Annotated in this window: 13 protein-coding genes, 7 tRNA genes and 2 rRNA genes; 4 read left to right on the top strand and 18 right to left on the bottom strand. The window is 27.9% G+C overall.

Annotated elements, in window-relative coordinates:
- Positions 1 to 130 precede the first annotated feature (130 nt).
- A complete protein-coding gene (locus HF850_RS03975; RefSeq protein ID WP_169104187.1) occupies positions 131 to 1,723 on the top strand; it encodes an ATP-binding cassette domain-containing protein in 1,593 nt (530 codons plus the stop codon).
- Positions 1,724 to 1,853: 130 nt separating this feature from the next.
- Here the strand turns inward: HF850_RS03975 and HF850_RS03970 are convergent, their stop codons facing one another.
- On the bottom strand, positions 1,854 to 3,578 hold the full coding sequence (locus tag HF850_RS03970) for a ferredoxin hydrogenase (RefSeq protein ID WP_169104186.1): 1,725 nt from the start codon (positions 3,576 to 3,578) through the stop codon (positions 1,854 to 1,856).
- 167 nt (positions 3,579 to 3,745) lie between these two features.
- On the bottom strand, positions 3,746 to 4,321 hold the full coding sequence (locus HF850_RS03965; protein ID WP_169104185.1) for a TetR/AcrR family transcriptional regulator: 576 nt from the start codon (positions 4,319 to 4,321) through the stop codon (positions 3,746 to 3,748).
- A gap of 256 nt (positions 4,322 to 4,577) precedes the next feature.
- Here HF850_RS03965 and HF850_RS03960 point away from each other — a divergent pair, with 256 nt between their 5' ends.
- On the top strand, positions 4,578 to 5,462 hold the full coding sequence (locus HF850_RS03960; RefSeq protein ID WP_169104184.1) for a phosphatidylserine decarboxylase: 885 nt from the start codon (positions 4,578 to 4,580) through the stop codon (positions 5,460 to 5,462).
- 34 nt (positions 5,463 to 5,496) lie between these two features.
- Here HF850_RS03960 and HF850_RS03955 read toward each other — a convergent pair whose 3' ends face one another.
- Complete coding sequence (locus tag HF850_RS03955; protein WP_169104183.1) at positions 5,497 to 6,636, bottom strand: DUF1887 family CARF protein; 1,140 nt, start codon at positions 6,634 to 6,636, stop codon at positions 5,497 to 5,499.
- 195 nt (positions 6,637 to 6,831) lie between these two features.
- Positions 6,832 to 6,906, bottom strand: a tRNA-Arg gene (locus HF850_RS03950).
- Positions 6,907 to 7,167: 261 nt separating this feature from the next.
- Between HF850_RS03950 and HF850_RS03945 the strand changes: the two genes are divergently transcribed.
- Positions 7,168 to 8,373: a dicarboxylate/amino acid:cation symporter gene (locus HF850_RS03945; protein ID WP_169104182.1), complete on the top strand. Its 1,206-nt coding sequence runs from the start codon at positions 7,168 to 7,170 to the stop codon at positions 8,371 to 8,373.
- Between the two features lie 74 nt (positions 8,374 to 8,447).
- Here HF850_RS03945 and HF850_RS03940 read toward each other — a convergent pair whose 3' ends face one another.
- Positions 8,448 to 9,257, bottom strand: coding sequence for a DUF1189 family protein (locus tag HF850_RS03940; protein WP_169104181.1), 810 nt, complete (start codon positions 9,255 to 9,257; stop codon positions 8,448 to 8,450).
- Positions 9,258 to 9,461: 204 nt separating this feature from the next.
- Here HF850_RS03940 and HF850_RS03935 point away from each other — a divergent pair, with 204 nt between their 5' ends.
- Positions 9,462 to 10,631 (top strand): L,D-transpeptidase, encoded by a 1,170-nt coding sequence (locus HF850_RS03935; RefSeq protein WP_169104180.1) that lies wholly within the window; start codon positions 9,462 to 9,464, stop codon positions 10,629 to 10,631.
- A 63-nt stretch (positions 10,632 to 10,694) separates the two neighbouring features.
- Here the strand turns inward: HF850_RS03935 and addA are convergent, their stop codons facing one another.
- The 13 genes from addA to HF850_RS03870 all read right to left on the bottom strand — a co-directional run.
- A complete protein-coding gene (gene addA / locus HF850_RS03930; RefSeq protein ID WP_169104179.1) occupies positions 10,695 to 14,453 on the bottom strand; it encodes a helicase-exonuclease AddAB subunit AddA in 3,759 nt (1,252 codons plus the stop codon).
- A complete protein-coding gene (gene addB / locus HF850_RS03925; RefSeq protein WP_169104178.1) occupies positions 14,450 to 17,911 on the bottom strand; it encodes a helicase-exonuclease AddAB subunit AddB in 3,462 nt (1,153 codons plus the stop codon). Before addB ends, addA begins: the two co-directional genes overlap by 4 nt.
- Before the next feature lie 331 nt (positions 17,912 to 18,242).
- Positions 18,243 to 18,333, bottom strand: a tRNA-Ser gene (locus HF850_RS03920).
- 32 nt (positions 18,334 to 18,365) lie between these two features.
- Positions 18,366 to 18,456 (bottom strand) — tRNA-Ser (locus HF850_RS03915).
- A 321-nt stretch (positions 18,457 to 18,777) separates the two neighbouring features.
- Positions 18,778 to 18,868 (bottom strand) — tRNA-Ser (locus HF850_RS03910).
- Positions 18,869 to 18,908: 40 nt separating this feature from the next.
- Positions 18,909 to 18,999 (bottom strand) — tRNA-Ser (locus HF850_RS03905).
- Positions 19,000 to 19,210: 211 nt separating this feature from the next.
- Positions 19,211 to 19,438, bottom strand: coding sequence for a DUF1667 domain-containing protein (locus HF850_RS03900; RefSeq protein ID WP_169104177.1), 228 nt, complete (start codon positions 19,436 to 19,438; stop codon positions 19,211 to 19,213).
- A 17-nt stretch (positions 19,439 to 19,455) separates the two neighbouring features.
- Positions 19,456 to 20,862 carry an FAD-dependent oxidoreductase gene (locus tag HF850_RS03895; protein ID WP_169104176.1) on the bottom strand — a complete coding sequence of 469 codons (1,407 nt, stop codon included), beginning with the start codon at positions 20,860 to 20,862 and terminating at the stop codon, positions 19,456 to 19,458.
- Between the two features lie 11 nt (positions 20,863 to 20,873).
- Positions 20,874 to 21,386, bottom strand: a complete 513-nt coding sequence (locus HF850_RS03890) for a transcription repressor NadR (RefSeq protein ID WP_169104175.1) — start codon at positions 21,384 to 21,386, stop codon at positions 20,874 to 20,876.
- Positions 21,387 to 21,558: 172 nt separating this feature from the next.
- A tRNA-Ala gene (locus HF850_RS03885) sits at positions 21,559 to 21,634 on the bottom strand.
- 5 nt (positions 21,635 to 21,639) lie between these two features.
- A tRNA-Ile gene (locus HF850_RS03880) sits at positions 21,640 to 21,716 on the bottom strand.
- A gap of 12 nt (positions 21,717 to 21,728) precedes the next feature.
- Positions 21,729 to 21,845, bottom strand: a 5S ribosomal RNA gene (rrf, locus tag HF850_RS03875).
- A gap of 226 nt (positions 21,846 to 22,071) precedes the next feature.
- Positions 22,072 to 22,143, bottom strand: a 23S ribosomal RNA gene (locus HF850_RS03870); the annotation flags it as partial.

Genomic DNA, 22,143 nt, shown 5'->3' with positions numbered 1-22,143 from the left:
TTAAATTTGCTTAATATATACATAAATAAGTTATATTTTTAAATTTAAGGCTCTTAAGCCCTATTATTTAAAATAATCATAGATTTATGTATTAAAAATATTACATATTTAGAAATGAGGTAGAAATATATTGATAAACGTTTCAAATGTTAGTTTAAGATTCGGTGGCCGTAAACTATTTGAGGATGTAAATATAAAGTTCACTGCTGGTAACTGTTATGGTGTTATCGGTGCAAATGGAGCTGGTAAATCAACATTCCTTAAAATATTATCTGGCGATGTAGAACCTAATACTGGTGAAGTAATTATTGCTCCTAACGTAAGAATGTCAGTTTTAGAACAAGATCACTATAAATATGATGAATTCCAAGTTCTTGAAACTGTAATCATGGGTAATAAAAGATTATATGAAATAATGAAAGAAAAAGATGAAATATATGCTAAACCTGATTTTTCTGATGAAGATGGTATAAGAGCTTCTGAACTTGAAGGTGAATTTGCAGAACTTAATGGTTGGGAAGCAGAATCAGAAGCTTCGACAATATTACAAGGTTTAGGAATAGGTACTGACTATCATTTTAAAATGATGTCTGAATTAAAGGAAGCTGAAAAAGTTAAAGTTCTTTTAGCTCAAGCTTTATTCGGTAACCCAGGAATCCTTATCCTAGACGAACCTACTAACGGTCTTGACTTAAAGGCTGTTAACTGGTTAGAAGATTTCCTTGGTGATTTTGAAGGAACTGTTATAGTTGTATCCCATGACAGACACTTCTTAAACTCAGTATGTACTCAAATGGCTGATGTTGACTTTGGAAAGATAAAACTTTATGTTGGTAACTATGATTTCTGGTATGAATCAAGCCAATTAGCTCTTCAAATGGCTAAAGACCAAAATAAGAAGAAAGAAGAAAAGATTAAGGAACTTCAAGACTTTATCGCAAGATTCAGTGCGAATGCTTCTAAATCAAAACAAGCTACTTCTAGAAAGAAATTATTAGAAAAAATCACTTTAGATGATATCCAACCATCAAGCAGAAGATATCCATTCGTTGGATTCAAACCTGAAAGAGAAGTTGGTAATGATATATTAACAGTTAAAGATTTATCTAAGACTGTAGATGGTGTTAAAGTATTAGACAATGTTAACTTCATGGTTAATAAAGGTGATAAGATTGCCCTAATCGGTAACGAAATTGCTGTAACTACTTTATTCAAAATATTAGCTGGTGAAATGGAACCAGATAGTGGTGAATATAAATGGGGAATAACTATTACTAATGCTTACTTCCCAACAGATAACACTGAATACTTCGAAAACTGTCACCTTTCATTAGTTGACTGGTTAAGACAATACTCAGATGAAAAATCTGAAAGCTACATCAGAGGCTTCTTAGGAAGAATGTTATTCTCTGGAGAAGAAGCATTGAAAGAAGCTAATGTACTTTCAGGGGGAGAAAAAGTTAGATGTATGTTATCTAAGATGATGCTTTCTAATGCAAATGTATTAATGTTAGATCAACCTACTAATCACCTTGATCTTGAATCTATCACAGCTGTAAATAACGGCTTAAAAGATTACAACAGCAATATTATATTCGCTTCTCATGACCATCAATTCGTTCAAACTATAGCTAACAGAATTATCGATATTAAAGATGATGGAACTATAGTAGATAGAACTATGACATTTGATGAATACTTAGAATTTGCAAATAAAAATTAATTGTATGAGATATAGCTCTTATGGGCTATATCTTTTTTATTATAAACATTAAATAATAACAGATAAAAATAAGCTATATCTAAATAATTTTAAATTATTTAGATATAGCTTGTCTTTAAATTAACTATTTCTATTTAGTATATTTTATGTGTAATAATTCATGAGCCTTTCCATGTCCTGGTACACCCATATAAGTATCATACATTTTTAATATTGCTGTATTTTTATGAGATTTTCTCTTAGTTGCATTTTTATCTTGATTATATAATACAGAAGCTCTTACTGTTTTAATATTAACTTTTTCTCTTTCTTTAGAGTTTACATGTGGTTGCCCACCACCATTTACACATCCACCTTCACAAGCCATAACTTCAATAAAGTGGTATTGTTTTTCATTTAATCTACCACTCTTTAAGAATTCAGTTAAGTTTTTAGAGCCATTAATAACTGCGATATTGTAGTTTTCTCCACCAATTTCAACAGTTGCTTCTTTAATTCCTTCTAATCCTCTTACTTGTGTATATTCAACATATTCTAAATCTTTATCTTCTATAAAATCTTTTGCTGTTCTAAGTGCAGCTTCCATAACTCCACCTGTAGCACCAAATATAACAGCAGCACCAGTATATTCACCCATAGCTAGATCAGCTTGTTCATCTTCTAAGTCTGCAAATTTAATCTTAGCATCCTTTATCATCTTAGCCAGTTCTCTTGTAGTTAGTACAGCATCAATATTTCTCAAACCTTCAAATTCCATTTCTGGTCTATCAGCTTCAAACTTTTTAGCAGTACAAGGCATTATCGTAACTGTGAACACATCCTGTGGATTTAATCCAGATATATGTGGATAATATGTCTTACTAGCTGTCCCAAATATTTGTTGAGGAGACTTAGCTGAGGATAAATTATTCAAAAATTGTGGATAATAGTTTTCAACTTGCCTAATCCATCCTGGACAGCATGATGTAAACATTGGGAATGGTCCATTTTCCTTAATCCTTTCTATAAACTCAGTTGCTTCTTCCATTATTGTCATATCAGCTCCAAAGTTTATATCAAATACTTTATTAAATCCTAATTGTCTCAATGAAGCATATAATTTTCCAGTTACATCTACTCCATATCCCATTTTAAACAACTCACCCATAGCTGCTCTAACTGCTGGTGCCATAGCAACTATAACATGTTTATCTGTATCTTCTAAAGCCTCTTTAACTCTTTCAATATGAGACTTTTCTTTTAAAGCTCCAACTGGACATACAGCAACACATTGTCCACATAGTAAACAGTTTGTTTCATCAAAACATTTATCTTCTATAGCTTGCACTTTTCTTTCTGAACCCTTACCTGCAATTTCTATATTACCTGTACCAGTTTTTGTTTTACAAGCAGCAACACATCTTCCACATAATACACATTTAGCTCTATCAATTACTATTGATTTACTTCTTTCATCAACATATTCAGTCTTATCTGCAACAACAAAAGGTATATTAGCTTTAGCTTTTGATTTAATAACTAATTTTAAAAATTCACAATTTTCTCTTCTTGGGCAAAGTCCACATTTAAATTCATGCTTATCTAATAAAGATGCTACTCTCATTTTAACTCTTTCCTGAGTTTTCTCAGTATTAGTTCTAACAACCATACCTTCTTCAACCTTAGTTAAACATGCAAGTGCCAAGTTATTTTTTCCTTCTATTTCAACAGCACAAACACCACATTTCCCCACATTTGAACATTCTTTTAAATAACATAATGAAGGCACATCTATACCATTTTCTAATGCAGCATTAATAATAGTTTTTCCTTCTTCAACTTGGATATTTTTGTCGTCGATTATTAAATTTATCATCAGCTAAAATCCCCCATATACTACTTTTTTATATTTATGTAACAACATTATATATTTTAACACAACAACCAACCCAATATATACACTTTTTCATATTTTTTGAAAATAAATATTTAATATATTGGGTATTTACTAATGTTATTCAATAAATTTTTATATCCCCTTTTTTATTTCATTTCTATTCCTAATCCTTTTAATGTGAACTTTACTGTAGATTCTATAATTTTTTCAAGTTCAACCTTATCAATATGAATTGATTCATAAACAGCTGCACTACACAATGTCCCAAAGAATTCATATGACATAAATTCTGAATCACCCTGCTCTATTTCATTCATTTCCATTGCTTTCTTTATATTTACTTCTATTTCTTTTATATAATTTCTTATTTTTTCACGTAACTCATCTTGTCTTTTTTCATGTCCCCATAACTGACTCATAACAACTTTAAAGAAATCTGTGTATCCATAAAAAAAACTAAGCTGAGTTCTACTTATTTTTATTAATTTATCTATAGGATTAATATCCTGTTTTTGAATATCCATAACTTGATTTTGAAGTATTTGAATTCCCTCTTCAACTATAAAGTTAAATATTTCTTCTTTACTTACAAAATGATAATATAATGTTCCTTTAGCTAAACCTGCATTTGCAGCTATATCATCCATAGTTGCTCCTCTATATCCTGATTCAGAAAAAATCTTAATTGCAGATTCAAATATTAATTTTTTTGTCTTATTCACATTTATCTCCTCATTTTCTATAGTATATTTCCCTAGCCTATTAGTAATATTATACCATTTAGCATAAAAGTTAACCATCTTTCTATACGAAATAGTCTAATTTTTTGAAATTTAAAGTATGTATGATAGAATTAATGTAAATTATATATTTATATGTTAACTATAAATATACTTTTTGAGAATTTTAATAAAAACGTTATTTAAGAAAGGGAGGATACTTGCTTTAACTAATATTTAGGATTAAGCAAAAGCATATATGATTCAAGTATATAATAGAAAAACCAAATCCTACGAAACTGAGCTTGTTGCAGGAAAAAAATATATTGAATGGACATATGAGTCACCTATGGGGAAAGGTATTACTGAGCTGATTGCTAAAAGAAAAGTTTTTTCAAAAATTTACGGTAAATATTGCGATACAAAATTAAGCTCAAAAAAAATATCATCCTTTGTTGAAGAATTCAATATTGATATGAATCTTTCTCAAAAAAAAATTGAAGACTTTACTTCTTTTAATGACTTTTTTACTAGAGAATTAACTTCTGATGCAAGACCAATAACTAATGATCCAAACACACTAATTTCACCTGGAGATGGTAGACTAAGTGCTTATGAAAATATAAATTTAAATAGTCTTGTTCAAGTAAAAGGACTTACTTATAGCCTTCGTGAACTAATTAAAGATGATTCTATTGCATCAAAGTACGAAAATGGTATATGTTTAATATTACGATTATGCCCAACTGATTACCATCGTTTCCACTTCGTTGATTCCGGTGTAATTGGTCCTAACCACAAAATAAAAGGATCTTACTATTCAGTTAATCCTATTGCATTAAAAAATATTCCTAAACTTTTCTGTGAGAACAAAAGAGAATGGTCTATTCTAAAGTCTGATAATTTTGGAGATATTTTAACTATAGAAGTAGGAGCTACATGTGTTGGTTCTATCATACAAACTTATTCGCCAAATTCTCGTGTAAATAGAGGTGATGAAAAAGGATACTTCAAATTTGGAGGGTCAACAACTATATTATTCCTGGAAAAAGGTAAAGTTAAAATTGATGAAGATATTATACATCAAACACAACTTGGATTTGAATGCGCTGTTAAGATGGGAGAACATATAGGACATAAATAGCTAAAAAAAATGAGTTTATCAAGTTTTGATAAACTCATTTTTTATTAATTACCCTTGTCAATTCCTCTTTGAAATTATCTATATCTTTATCTAAAACTATTAAATTTATATCCATAGCCTTGGCTCTTTCAGCTACACATTCTTTTAATGGTTTTTTAGTAGCAACAAGTATCTTTTTTACTGTATTTCCACCAATCCTCTTACTATATACATCAAGTTCATTTAATGCATTCTCATCATATTTTTGACTATCTTTACATGATATACATATTAATATTGAGTCTTTTACAGCGACTACATCAAGTTCATTTCGTATTTTTTGGTGACCTTCATTCCACATAAATACTACTCCACTTTTTGCTTCATCAACTTCAGTAATTTCCTTGATAACTATATTAGTAAGTACTTCAAGCCACGTTCCACTTTTAAATATAAAACTTTTTACATAGTTCTTAATAAATATAACTTTAATGGTATTTTCAATTTGATTATATTTAATACAATCTATACCCTTTAAATAATTTAATGATTTTATCAGAACTGTTAACTCACGGTCAGTTATATTTTCTAAATTTATTATTATAGTTTTTGGATTCATTGGATCGTGTACAAAAATATTTCCATCATACAATTTAGATTTATATTTATACCACAACTCTAAGTTTCTATAGATATTCTTAGTTATTTCAATAATTTCTTTTTTCTCGCTTAATTCTGAAGAATCCATAACTACATCAGCTCCAGAAAGATTAATAAGATCATCTATCATAATATCCTTAAATTCTTCTTCACTTACATTTATATTTTCACCTAAGCTATACCATTTTTTATTAAGAACATCAACATAAATTATCTTAAAATGTAACTTTATAGCTTGATTTAAAAGTATAAGACTATTAATTCTTTTACCACCAGTAATATTAATAACAGAGTTTTCTAAATGTATTGAATATATTATTCTATTTATAGCTTCAATATCTCCAGTCTTTATTACATAAGATTCAAATTTTATATTTTTAAAATTATCTGCGTAATATTGAAAAACTTTTTTATATACCTCTGAAAACTCTTCATCAATAATAAAAATAACTCTATCTGGTTTTAATTTATCTATAGTTAATAAGGCAGCTTCATTATGAATATCAAATAAATTTACCAATATACTTACATCCATAGATATTATACTCCACTAATCTATATTATTATTTCTGTGTTTAACTTAACCTACTGATAAATAAATATACGCTAAAAACTTTTTTAATTATACATCAAAGCTTTTTTAACCAAAAAATATATTTAAAGGTATTATTTTAAAAATTGAAGATAACAAAAAATGACTTAATCTTAAGATTAAGTCATTTTCATAAACTGGCAGAGCGTGAAGGAATCGAACCCTCAATGTACCGTCCGTAGCGGTAAGTTATATCCGTTTAACTAACGCTCCATATTTTTTACCAACACTCATATATTATCACAAGCTTACATAATAATCAAGTTTATAAATAAATATTATAAGTTTATTAACAAACAAATATTAAAGCTGATATACAATAAAACATATCCCCTTAATATTTATCTAATGACTATTCCATCAGCATTTAAAAAAATTCTATTGACTAAAACTATAATATAATGGTATATTTGTACTTGTAAAGTGTACATTTGTTTTTCATACAAACACACTTTAAAAAGGGGGCTTTTGACTATGAAACAATTTTCACTTATAAAACGTATTTTTTTAGCACTTATACTTGGAATAGGATTAGGGTTGATTTGTAAATCAACCAATATTAATTTTCCAGTAAGAATATTATCTACTTTCAGTACTTTATTTGGTAATTTTCTCTCATTTGTAATTCCACTTATAATAATTGCATTTATAGTTCCAGGTATAGCTACATTGGGAAAAAACTCTGGTAAAGTTCTTTTAGGAACTACAATCTTAGCCTATACATCTACTATAATTGCAGGTACAGCAGCTTTCTTTTTAGGATCTGCTCTTCTACCAAAATTAATTACAAATTCGACCTTATCGGCTGAATCTAATATAAATGTAGACCCATATTTTACAATTAGTATTCCACCTATGCTAAATATAATGTCTGCATTAGTTTTTGCTTTCATCTTTGGAATAGGTCTTTCAAAAATTAAAAATAGTTCATTATTAAAGGGATTTGATGAATTTAGTAAGATAGTTTCAATGATTATCAACAATATATTAATTCCACTAGTTCCTGTTTACATTGGTGCCATATTTGCAAAACTTAGCTTAACAGGTGAAATTTTTACTACACTAAAATCATTTGCTACTGTATATATTGTATTATTTTCACTACAAATATGCTATTTAGTTTGCCAATATTTAATTGCAGGAGCATTAAGAAAAGAAAATCCATTTAAACTATTAAAATCAATGATACCTGCATATCTTACAGCTGCTGGTACTCAATCTTCTGCTGCAACTATTCCTGTTACTTTAGAATGTGCAAAAGAAAATAAAGTTTCAGAAGAAGTTGCTGATTTAGTTATTCCACTTTGTGCTACTATTCATCTAGCAGGAGATACTATAACTATTGTATTAACATCAATTGGTGTTATGCTAATGAAAGGACAGATTCCTACTTTTCAACTAATGATGCCATTCATATTTATGCTTGGTATTACAATGGTTGCTGCACCTGGTGTACCAGGCGGTGGAGTTATGGCTGCTTTAGGTATGCTTGAAGGTATGCTTGGATTTGGAGATTTAGAAAAGCCTATAATGATAGCTCTTCATTCAGCTCAAGATAGTTTTGGTACTGCTACAAATGTTACTGGTGATGGTGCAATAGCATTAATTGTAGATTACTTCATTCAAAAAAAATCAAAAAGTAATAGTGTTTCTAAAGATATTATTCTAGAAACTAATTAATTATATTATCCACAAAAGTACAGCATAAAAAATATTTCATTTATATTTATTATATAAATGAAATATTTTTTACTTTATAATTCCTTTTTAATAAAGCGTGCTATTATTTCAGCCTTTATACTTTTAAATATTATAATCATATAAGTTAAGGTACCAATTATAAATGTTGTTTCAAAATCAACATCTGGTCTTATTATCTCTAATATAGTTACTATTATAAGTGGCAAGGTTGAGGCATATATAACAAGTGACCATAAAGCTCCATATTTAACTACCATTTTCATAAACAAAGCAATAAGAGAAGCTATTGTCACAATAATCAAATAATCTACTAATAAATTTACTAGCATAATTAAAATTTTACTTATAATAAATATAATTGGAAAAATAAAATTTAATTTTTTTATATATGACTGTAGTTCAATATTATTAATACTTTTTCCATTTAAAAATGTACTATATTTTACTGTATATGTATTATCAATATTTTTATAAATAATTCCATCTTTTAATATTAAAAGATTACTATTATCATATGCAGTTTCATTAATATTATCTAATTTATCTGTCACTGTTTTTTTATCATCAATATATAATGATAATTTATCTATATCTTTGAACATAATTGGAGAATTATCTGTATTTAATTCATTATTATAAATATATATATTATAATAATTTTTTTGAAGTATATAGCTTATTTTAGAAACCTGTTTATAATAATTTCTTCCTAAAAAAATGCCTTTTATTCCTCCTAATATTATTGTTAGTAATAACATATACATTACAGCTCTTTTAAATCCACGTTTTGCTGACACAGAAAAAGAACTTACATCATAAATAGATCTAATAAATGTATTAAATATATTAGTTTTTCCTTTCATTTTTTCCTCCAATAATATTCTTTAGTTATATAAACCATGTTTCATTATATCATAATTAAAATACTTGAAATATCAAGGTTTATTATTTGCTTTTATTGTTAATATTATAAATATATTTAAAATTAGTTGTACCTAATTTAAATATATTTACAATATTGCCAAATATTCTTTATTAAGCTCAGTTAATTTCGGGGAGGAATTCTTTTGAATACATGCAAATATTTATTTAAATTTACAATAAAAAAAATACATATAATATATCTAAGTTTATTAATAATATTCCTAGGCATTAGTGGTTACGGTTTTTATAGATATAATTTAACTTTTGCTAATTTTAAAACTCAATTTGATAGTTTTAATTATTCACAAGCAAACAATATCTTATTAACCCAAGAAAATATTAACCCTTTTAAACCGCTTTTTATAAATAGAGACTTAAAAAATTATTTTTCTTATAAAGTAAATGAATTATATGATTCCATATCCAATGGTAATCTTTCTGACGAAGATATATTACTGCAAATTAAAGAGATTGATAGATATAATATCTTATCTCATGAAGAATTGACTACACTTTCATATTCCTTAAATTCAATGAAAAATTCTTCTTCTAAATATACCGAAGGAATCTCTTATTTTAATAATGAAGACTATACAAATGCTCTTAATTGTTTAAAAAAGGTTTCATATTTAGATTTGAATTATAATTATGCAGTGAAATATATAAATGAATCAAAGAAAAAAATAAAAGAAAATATTTTAGCTTACTGTGATGAATTAGCTTCTAAAGACTATTATAGTAAAGCAATTTCAATACTTACAGAAAATGAAACACTTTCAAGTAATGATCCAGATATAAAAAATAAAATAGCTCAATTAAAATCTATGCAACAGGCATACTATGACAAAAATTCTTCTATAGCTGAAGCCACTTCTAATGCTCTAACTTCTACAATAACACCTAGCAATATCAATACATTAAACATAACAAGTAATACGTCCTATTTGATAAATGTAAATTTAGATAATCAAAAAACCTATATATATAAAAGAAAGGATGGTAACTGGAATCTTATAAGAACCTGTCCTTGTTCTACAGGTATTTCTGGAGAAGATACTCCTTGTGGATCATTTAGTGTCCAAGAAAAAGGAGATTGGTTCTTTTCTGAAAAATTTGAACAGGGTGGTAAGTATTGGACTCAAATAACAGGAGATATATTATTTCATTCTGTTCCATTTGCAAGAGATAAAAAAACTATTTTAGATTATACCCTAAATTCACCTGCATCTCATGGTTGTATAAGGCTATCTGTTGACGATGCAAAATGGATCTATTCTAATGTTCCTAGAGGAAGTAAAATACTAATAAAATAATATACTATAATTAAAAAGGAGCTAAATTTTTAGCTCCTTTTTATATTATCTTATTTTGAGTATTTATAATTCAATTATTTTTTCTAAATAGAATGAGTATAAATATCTTTTAGATACTTTTTTATTAGTCATCTTATATAAAGCTTCGCTATAATAATCTAACTGTTTATTATATTTATCTTTAAGTTCATCTTCTTTTCCCTTTTCTACATAATCAGTTTTATAATCTAATAATATTAACTCATTTTTATCTTCGAAGAAGCAGTCAATAATCCCTTGAAGTCTTACCATTTCATCTTTATATCTGTCGTCAAGTTCATTATTTATTTCTCTACTGCTTATTTCAGTATAGAAAGGTATTTCCCTATATATTTTCTTTCCTTCTTTATGAAGTTTTAATATTTCTCTACCTATATTAGATTTAAAGAAACTTAATATCTTATATGGATTTACTGCTTTAACTTCTTCTTCAAGTAGAAATTCATTTTCATACATTTCTTGTATTTGTTCTTTAATTTGGCTTACATTTTCTACTTTATCATAATTAATTTTTCTCATTACAAAATGGACTGCTGTACCTTTTTCAGCTGCTGTAAGACCCTTTTCCTCTTGAAGAAACTTAGGCGTCATTATAGTTCTTTCCATAGGTTTTGCCTCAGTAAACATTTCTTCTAAATCATAATTCATTTCTTCATTTCTTCTCTTTAATTCAGAAACTGATACATTACTCTTTAATGTTGTTGATTCTTTAAATGGATATTCATAAGCAAGTCTTCTACTTACTTCATCATATATTTCTTCATTCAATTTTTCTGAATTCACTATTTGAGACTCTTTGTTGTCTTCCTCTTCTTCAGTATCATCTCTATTAATAAGTTCAGCTCTTGTATATATATTTACTTCCCATTTTGAACTATCATCCTTAGATATTTCATCATTCATAGCAATAGCTTCTCTTAATATCTTTCCATCATTGTGCTGACATAATGCCATTCCAATCCAGTCTAAATAACTTTTTCCCTTAAGAACTTCAGCAGGAAGTATAGCTTTTTTATCTAATGAAGCTGAACTATACCATTTTTCAATAGACTTTTGAATATTATTTACTGAACCTGTAATTATGAGCTTTTCTTTTGCTCTAGTTAATGCAACATATAAAATTCTAACTTCTTCTGATAATGTTTCAAGCTTCATCTTTTTCTTTATAGCTTCCTTTGCTATAGTGCCTATGCCAAATCTTTTTTCAATATCTATATAATCTGGACCTATTCCAAGTTCATCATGATATAATATGCTCTTATTTAAGTCCATCAAATTAAACTGTTTTCCTGTACCACATAAAAATACTACTGGAAATTCAAGACCTTTACTTTTATGAATACTCATTATTCTAACAACATCTTCATTTTCGCCTAATATCTTTGCACTTCCCATATCTCCTGAAGATTTTGTAAGCTTATTTACAAAATTAATAAAATTAAATAATCCCTTAAAGCTAGTTTGTTCAAATTGTTTTGCTCTTTGGAATAATATTTTTAAATTAGCCTGCCTAAGAACTCCATTAGGCATAGCTCCCACATACCCGTAATAAGCAGTATCCATATATAAATACCATATGAATTCATCAATAGCCATATATAAAGATTTATCTCTCCACTCATTCAATCTTTCTAAAAACTTATTACATTTTCTTATTAATCCTTCTGAAAATAAAGTTGAATCTATTTCTTCATCATCTGATACTATTTTTAAAATATTATTATAAAAGTAATCATCCTTGTTAAATAATCTTATATCACTTAATTCCTCTGCTGAAAAAGCCATAATAGGAGATCTTAATAACGCTATCATAGGTACATCCTGCATTGGATTATCTATAACTTTTAATAATGACATTATTGTTCTTATTTCAATAGACTCAAAATATCCTGAACCTGTATCTGCATAAGCTGGTATTCCTTCTTCTCCTAATTCATCAAGTAGATTATCTGCCCAATTCTTAGTAGCTCTTAATAAAATAACTATATCCTTATACTTTAAGTTTCTATATTCACCAGTTTCCTTATCTAAAACTTTAAATGTCTTATCACCACTATTTGACATAAGTTCTTTAATTCTTCTAGCAATTACCCTGCCTTCTAGATTAACATTTTCAAGCTCTTCTTCATCACTTTCCTCTAAAGAATTTCCATCTTCCTTAATAGCATTCTCATAATTCTTATCCACTATATTAACTTCTATAGCTCCACCTAAAATAGTATCTTCATCAGCTTCACATTCATAACTTGCTCCTAGATTTAATGCTTCATCATCAGTATATTCAAGTTCTCCAACAGTTTCAGACATGATTTCTTTGAATATATAGTTTACTCCATCTATTACTTCTTGCCTGCTTCTGAAATTCTTGTAAAGTTGAATTTTTCTATTTAATCCTTCGCCTGAAAGATAACTATTATATTTTTCTATAAATAATTCAGGTTTTGCCTGTCTAAATCTATATATACTCTGCTTAACATCTCCAACCATAAACACATTAGGATCATCACTATTTCTTCTTGAAACTAATCCTATTATTGTTTCTTGAACATTATTAGAATCCTGATATTCATCTACAAGAACTTCATCAAAATAATCTCTAAAGTTTTCAGCAACTTTTGATAGTTTTATATTATGCTCTTCATCTTCTTCACTCAAAATCTTTAAACATAAATGCTCAAGATCATTAAAATCTAATAAATTTCTCTCCCTCTTCTTCTTTGTAAATCTATCACTAAATTCTAATACAAGTTCTGTAAGCTTTTTAATGTATGGATATGCACCTTGAATATTTAAAAGCATATCTTCTGGTGTGACAGCAAATGTGTTATCAATTAAATCATTTATTTTCTTCTTTATATCATCTCTAATTTTCTTAACAACATTTTGAGCATTTTCATCTGATACAGAATTCTTCTTAACAGCCTTTAAACGTCCAAAGGTTATTTTTATTAGTGCTTCATATGTTTCATTTAATCCTAAATCAGATGCTTCATATGCTTTTTTTATACTAAATAATTCATCACTAAAATTATCAAGATAAACTTCAAGACCTTCTGTATCATTGATTATATCTATTGCTTTTTCAAGCATTTTCATATATCCTTCAAGCTCTACTTTTATACTTTCACATAATATCTTGACCCAAGTACTCTCATTAAGCTCTTCAATCGAATTTATATTAAAAGCTTCAGCACTATTCTTAAGCCATTTTTCTGGCCACGGTCCCGACATGGTGAAATTATATAGATCTAAGATAATATCTCTTAATTTATCATCATTTTTATATGAACTAAATGCTTCTACAAGTTTAGTAAAATCTTCATCATCATTATCATATTTATCTTCAAATAACTCTTCTATAACTTCAGCTTTAATTAATATACCTTCCGTTTGATCTCCAATTCTAAAAGATGGATCAAGGTCAATTTTATGAAAATTATTCTTTATGACATCTAAACAAAATGAATGCATAGTCGTAATATTAGCTCTATTTAATAAAGTAAGATGCTTTTGCAGATTTCTTGAATTAGGATTCTTATCTAATGCTTTAGATATTGCAGCCGCTATTCTTTCTCTCATTTCTGCAGCTGCAGCATTTGTAAATGTAACAACAAGTAATCTATCGATATCTACTGGATTTTCTTCATTTGTGATTATTCTTATAATCCTTTCAACTAAAACTGCTGTTTTACCAGAACCAGCAGCCGCAGCCACCAATAAATTGCAATTCCTTGTTTCAATTGCACTTAACTGCTCTTTTGTCCACTTAGGTCCTCCGCTCATTCTTTTCCTCCTTCCTTGTCTTTATGACTTTCAACTTCTTTACGTATGTTATCCCATATTTCATTTTGAGATTTATTAATTATAGTTTTATACTTATTATCTTTTATCCCAGTATCAAACTGACATATTGAAGAAAAATCGCAGTATTCACATTGAGTTCTATTAGCATGTTTTATTGGTTCTATTTTTATCTCTCCACTAAGCATATCTTCACATAATGAAATCATCTTATCATTAACATACTCTCTTAATAAATCAAATTCCTCTTCTGTAACAACACTGCTGTTAGCCTTAAAGTCTCCATCTTTTTTAAATGCTGCTGGAATAACTAATGAATATCCATCTATATCTTTATCCATAGCTCTCACAACTCTGGCATCTTTTAAAACAAGACCTTTCATCTTTAAGTTCTCAAGAACTTCTCTTTCAACTTCTTCTGTTGTCATTTCCTTTTTACTCTTGATAATAGGGTCATCAATTTTAAAGTATAAAACAGCACCTGGTTTTACTTGCTTCTCTAAAATATACTTAGAATTTCTAATAAGCGCATCTAAATAAACAAGTAACTGCATCTGAAGCCCATAATATAATTCATTTAAATCAAATTTCTTAGCTCCTGTTTTATAATCTACAACTCTTACATAAGTCTGTCCGTCTAAATCAAGAGTATCAATTCTATCAATTCTTCCTTGTAGATAAATCTTTTCATTATCTTCTAAATCAAGTGCAATAGCCTCTCCTGTATTTCTATTACCAAAATTAAATTCAGTTTTGAATACTTCAAATTCTCCTTTACTTATCTGCTCTGCAATTACAGAAACAGATTTAGTTATTACTCTCTTAAATCTTTTTGAAAGATATTTAAATCTTTTACTACTATTCAAAATAGAATTAGTTTCTTCTTTCAATTTTTTATCTATTAATTCATCTACAATCTGCTTACATCTATTGCTATTTAATTCACTCCATAATACTCCTTCATCTTTTACCTTTACAGTAAATGAGTCTAAAACATCATGTACAAATGAACCTAAATCTGGTGGTGTAAATTCATATACTTTTCTATTTTTAGCTTTAAGTCCATACTGAATAAAATATGAAAATGGACATTCTGCATATCTTTCTAATCTTGATACACTAAATACGAGTTTCCCCATATCATCTTGATATAACTTTCTTAATTTCTTTTTAGCTACCATATCTCCTATATTAGAATAATTTAATCCCTTAAATATGTTTTGAACTTTATCATCATAGCTAATATTATTTTTAAACCAGTTATATACTTCTGGCCAATACTCTTCTATATCTTCCTTATCAAAATCTCTTCTTATAGCAAGTATAAGTTCATTAAATGCAGGAATAGGTGCAATAATTCTACTTAATTTATCCTTTTTAACGCTTAAGTCATATATGGCACTCTGCTCCTGAAGATATGGAAAAATTTTTTTTATTTTTGAAATTACAATAGATGGCCTTAATGATTTTCCTTCAAAATCAGCCATTGGATATGAAAGTCTAAGATAATCACAACTCATAGTAAGTGCAGTATATATTAAAAATTGTTCTTCAAATACTTTACTTCTAGTAGTTGAAGCTAGTTCTATCCCTACTTCGCTTAATATATCTCTGTCTCTATCCGATAACACACCTTCATCTTTTTTACCACTAGGAAATACTCCATCATTAATTCCTACAATATATAAAACTTTAACTTCTCTCCCCTTAATTCTTGCTACATCACCTATATTAACTTGATCTAATGCGACAGGAATGACTCCAATTTCCTCATTTGTAAATCCTGAATTAAGAATTTTAAAGAATTCATATGAATCTATAACTTCATCTCCCATTACATCTACAGCCTGGTCAAGTATATTAACTACAAATTCTTCAACTTGGCTGTATTCTCTTACCTTATCTTCTAATCCTAGTTCTTCGAAATTATCAATCCATTCATTTATTCTTTTAAGAACATCTATATCTATTAAAAATTCATATATTGCTTTACATATATCTCTTACTTTAGTTTCTTTATTTATTTTCTTATGGAACTTTAATAATGGTGCTCTTACTTCTTCCATAAGTTCTGATATTTCAACTTTTTCAGTTGTAAGTTCTTCATTATTTCCGTTAAACCATTCTTCACTAATTATTTCTTTTCCAGTCCATTTATAACCCTTTACTCCATATTCAAGTACAAAGTTCTCCAGTTTATCTATTTCAGCTCTTCCCATACCTGTTAAGCCTGTTTTTAAATATTTAAATACACTCTCATATGACCAATTTTTAAATAATATTTCAAAAGCCGATGTTATAAGAATTATTAATGGATTACTTAACAGCTGTATTTTTTTATCTAAGAAATAAGGAATATCATAATCTTTAAATATAACAGAAGTTATCTTCTCATAATCCTCTATATTTCTACATACTACAGAAATATCCCTATATCTGTATTTCTTGTCTCTAACTAACGAAACTATACTTTTAGCAACTCTATCAATTTCATCATATACATTATTGGCCTTATATAAACTAAGTCTATTACATTTTTTCTTATATTCATTAAAAGGATAAGTGAAAAAATATTTTTCAACATGCTCAAGCTCTTTACTATTTTTAAATCTATATGGAGTATCTTTATTTAAATCAATAGGTTTATCATAAGCAATATTATTTTCCTTCATCATTTTCAATATTTTATTTTCAGTATTCTTTATGGAATCGAATATATCAGGATTATCCTTATCAAATTCTCTATTTTCCATACATAAAGTTATATTTACTCTTTTACATCTCTTTGCTAGTAAACGAATAGTTTCCATCTGCTGAGGAGTAAATGTAGTAAATTCATCTATCCATACTTCTGCACCCTTGTATATATCACATTCAATTAACTTTTTATTTAATAATGTTAATTCATCATCACCATCGATATATCTTTCATGCATTTTTAAATTAAATGCTTCATAAATAACTGAAAGCTCTTGTAACTTTTGAACTAATTCTGAATCCTCTATTTTCGTATTAATACTATGAAGTGTTTCTGTATCTACATTATATTTCTTAAATTCTTTTATTACCTCTGATACTATTTCATTGAATCCTTGTTCTCTCGATATTTTTTTAAAATAGTCTAAATCATCAATATTTTCGTTAAGTACCTTATGAATAAGCATATTCTTTCCAGATTCCCTTATTATCTCTTTAACACGCCCACCACACTCATCAAATACTTCACGAGCCATCTTCTTAAAGCTTAATACTTGAGTCCTAAGTAATGCTTTTTCACCTATATGCTTTAAAATCTTATTTTCTGTAACAAAGGTATATTGCTCAGGAACTATTAATATAAGCTTATTATCTTCATCCTGCATTAATCTTTGTTCTATTGAATTTATACAAAATTCACTTTTTCCAGTACCAGCTCTTCCATAAATAAATCTTATACTCACTATCATCACCTCTAATTCTTGTAAAACTTTATAATCTATTTTATAACTTCATCTCTAAGTATTCCCATTACTATGATATCTAAATACTTTCCATTTATTTCTCTTAATTCCTTCTTCAATAAATCCACACTTCTTATAACATGAAATAGCTCTTATATTACATTTGATTTTTCAAATAAATATTTATTTAGTGTATTAATAGAGCCTTGTCCATATACTCTATTACAAAATTAGCTCTCTATAGTTAATCTTATAAAATAACCATTACAATATAATTATATTATTATTTTTTATAATAAAAAAACATCTAACAGTTTTGTTAGATGTTTTTTGGCGGAGAATCCGGGATTTGAACCCGGGCGCCAGTTGCCCGACCTACGCCCTTAGCAGGGGCGCCTCTTCAGCCACTTGAGTAATTCTCCATGTGCCTTCTAAATAATTTAATTATTTTAAATGGCGGAGAGATAGGGATTCGAACCCTAGGTACCCGTGAAGGTACGCCGGTTTTCAAGACCGGTGCCTTAAACCAACTCGACCATCTCTCCATGTCTCACGACAAGATTAATTATAGCAATCATATTTATTTATGTCAACATTTTTATTTAAATTTATTTAAATTTTTTTAATATTTCTAGAAATATTAAATTTATATATAGTCTACTAACTAACACAGCCATTTATCAATATATTTTCTTTTATTTACGCTTACTATTTTTTATTAAAATATTGTTATACTTTTAGTTTTCTCTATAGCTAATAAATATTTTCTAGAAAATTTAAAACCTTATTATATATCTTTTGTTTTAAAATTAAATTATATAATCGTATATAAATAAAAACATCTAACAGTTTTGTTAGATGTTTTTTGGCGGAGAATCCGGGATTTGAACCCGGGCGCCAGTTACCCGACCTACGCCCTTAGCAGGGGCGCCTCTTCAGCCACTTGAGTAATTCTCCAAAGACTATATTTTACCAAATTATTTTTAGATAAAAAAAATGGCGGAGAGATAGGGATTCGAACCCTAGGTACCCGTGAAGGTACGCCGGTTTTCAAGACCGGTGCCTTAAACCAACTCGACCATCTCTCCGTGTCTCACGACAATATTAATTATAGCAATCATATTTGCTTATGTCAACACTTTTATTACAATTTTTTATAAAATTTATTATATTCTATGATTATATGCTATTTAGTATATTTATCCTCCTATTTTTTTACATTTTAATCTTTCTAAAATAAAAACTAGAGCTAATTTGTAAACTCTAGTCTCTCTATAATATAATTATTAAATATTATTTTTAATCAATCTTTCTAGTAGATATTATATCAATACCAGTATTCATTATATTCTTACATATAGTATCACCAATATCTATAGGCGTACTTATATAAATTCTACTAAGTACCTTTGAGAATTCTCTCCATAAAACTTTTTCAATAGGCTTAGTACTTTTAACAGAAATTACTTTATGATTAGGATCTCCTTTTACTCTTACTAAGCTTGTAAAGATATCTTTTTTTTTCATAATAGCATACCTCTTTATTATATTTCTTTAAATTCTTTTATTCTTCCAACTAAGACTTTTGAATTCATAGAATCATCAACTATGTTTAAAACGCTTTTTCCCATTTCTCTAGCTAATATTTTAATAACTTTCATGCTACAATAAGCACCATTACAGCTTCCTAATCCTATGCCTGTACGTCTCTTCACACCTTCAACTGTTCTTGCCCCTAAAGGCCTTCTTATACAGTCTACAATTTCTCCCTCAGTTATATTATTACAACTACAAATAATATGACCATATCTACTATCTAAACTTATAATTTCGTTCTTTTGTTCCTTGGTAAGATTTTTAAATATATATACATCTCTCTTTTTATCAATATAACCTCTCTTCTTAGTTATATTCATACTTGCCTTTAGAGTTTCTTCTATTTTGCATGCAATTGCTGGAGCAATTGTTATCTTTGCATAATGACTTCCTCTTACTTTAATATATCCATCTTCTAATTTTGTTTCATCAATAAATACATTATCTTTACTATATGTTTCAGTAAAAATATTTGTAATATCCTCTTTGCTTATATCTTTTATTATTTTTTTACATAATTCTAAACCTTTATCCAAATCAAGTGAATTATATCCTTTTATTCCTATTAAATTTCCATTGGAGCTAGTAGGTATATTTATTATGAATGCATTTTCATCTAAATCTCGTGTAACTATATTATTCATATAATTATCTGATTTCTCATTAAATAATATATAATTCATCTTTTTGCTTATTATTTCACTTTGTATTTCATCACATATATCTTCATCTTCATCATTGTATATTTCATTTGGTATAGTATTAACAACAAACTTACAAGTAAATTTATTTTTACTAGTAGTAACTTTAAAACCTTTAGAAATTTTTCTTATATCGATAACTTTTTCTTCTAATCTAAAATTAACACCATTATCAGCAGCTACTTCTGCATAAGATATAGCTAAATTATAAGGAGAAATAACTGCTGTATTTTCACAATATAATGCTTTATTAGCTTTAACCTTTAAATTAGGTTCAATATCATAAATATCACTTTCGTTAATTATATGTACTCCTGAAATCCCTCTTTCTTTAGCTCTTTCATAAATATTATTAATTCTATTATCATTAATATTAGATGAAGATATTCTCAAAGCACCAACTTTTCTATAATCAACATTAAATTTCTTACAATGTTGCTCAATTAATTTGCTTCCTTCTTTTTCTAACAAAGCCATCTTATCATCAAATGCTTCTGACCCATCATAAACTACAGCTGTATTTACAAATGATATATCATTAGCAACATCATAATCTTTCTCTATAAGTGCAATATTTATATTGTACTTTGATAATTCATAAGCTACTGCACACCCTATTATTCCTCCACCTAATATCAGTACATCATAATCCATAATATATCCTCCTAATCAGAAACTATAAAGTTCTTATCTTTTAATTCTTGAATAATCAGTTCAAGATTTTCCTGACTATCTGCTGAAATAGTATGAATATGCACACCATTTGTTAATACAGATAACAATTTCGCCTTTTGATTATTATACTTAATCATAAATTTATTTAATTCATTTAAATTTCTTATCATAAGCATGCCTCTTATTTCACCATATAATGGATGTTCTACAATAACATCTTCAATTGTTCCTCCATATTTAATTACACTATTCATTTCATCAAACATTTCATCTTCTGTATGGCTGACAGCAATTATAGCTTTTATATTTTTATCTTTTCTATTAATTATATATCCATCTGGAGTTGCTATTATATTTTTACCTGTTGCTCTAAGTATAGCTATATCCTTTACAATTATCTGCCTAGTAACTCCATATTTTTCAGCTATTGTTGTCCCTTTAATTGGCTTATTACTTTTAACTAATAATTCAACAATATTATCTCTTCTTTCAATAGAATTCACTTTCTACCCTCCCATATACAAATAATATTGCAGCATATTATAACCTAATACTACTTTTTTCTAATAATATTATCCTAAATTAATTATAGTATAAATAATGCATAAACGCATTATTTATACTATATAATTATATAAAAAAAAAGTTATGAATTACTTCATAACTTTTACTTAATGGTGGAGATAAAGAGATTCGAACTCTTGACCCCCTGCGTGCAAGGCAGGTGCTCTCCCAACTGAGCTATACCCCCATAAATGGTGGACCTTCAGGGACTCGAACCCCGGACCTACCGGTTATGAGCCGGTTGCTCTAACCAACTGAGCTAAAGATCCTTTTTGTGTTTTACCTGGCAACGTCCTACTCTTCCACACGGTCTCCCATGCAGTACCATCGGCGCTATAGACCTTAACTGTCCTGTTCGGAATGGGAAGGAGTGTTACCTCTATGCCATCATCACCAAATCTACACATTTATTATACATCACTCAACATAACATGTCAAGCTTTTTTTGAAAGTTTTTATTCTTTCAAAATTGCACATAAGTGAGAGCCAAAATTTTATATTTTGTTACTCGAAGTTAAGTGAAAGTCTAAATCTTTGATTTAGTCAACTGAACTTACTCTATGAGAACTCAGCGAATGCATGTGAGTCGAGTTTCCTCTCTATTAATGTATTTACAACTTTTATTTGGTCAAGCCCTCGACCTATTAGTATCAGTCAGCTAAATACGTTACCGCACTTACACCTCTGACCTATCAA

Source organism: Clostridium sp. SM-530-WT-3G (assembly GCF_012843905.1).
Classification (GTDB): domain Bacteria; phylum Bacillota; class Clostridia; order Clostridiales; family Clostridiaceae; genus Clostridium.
The sequence above is the reverse complement of the archived record's forward strand: the minus strand, read 5'-3'. Positions and strand labels throughout refer to the sequence as shown.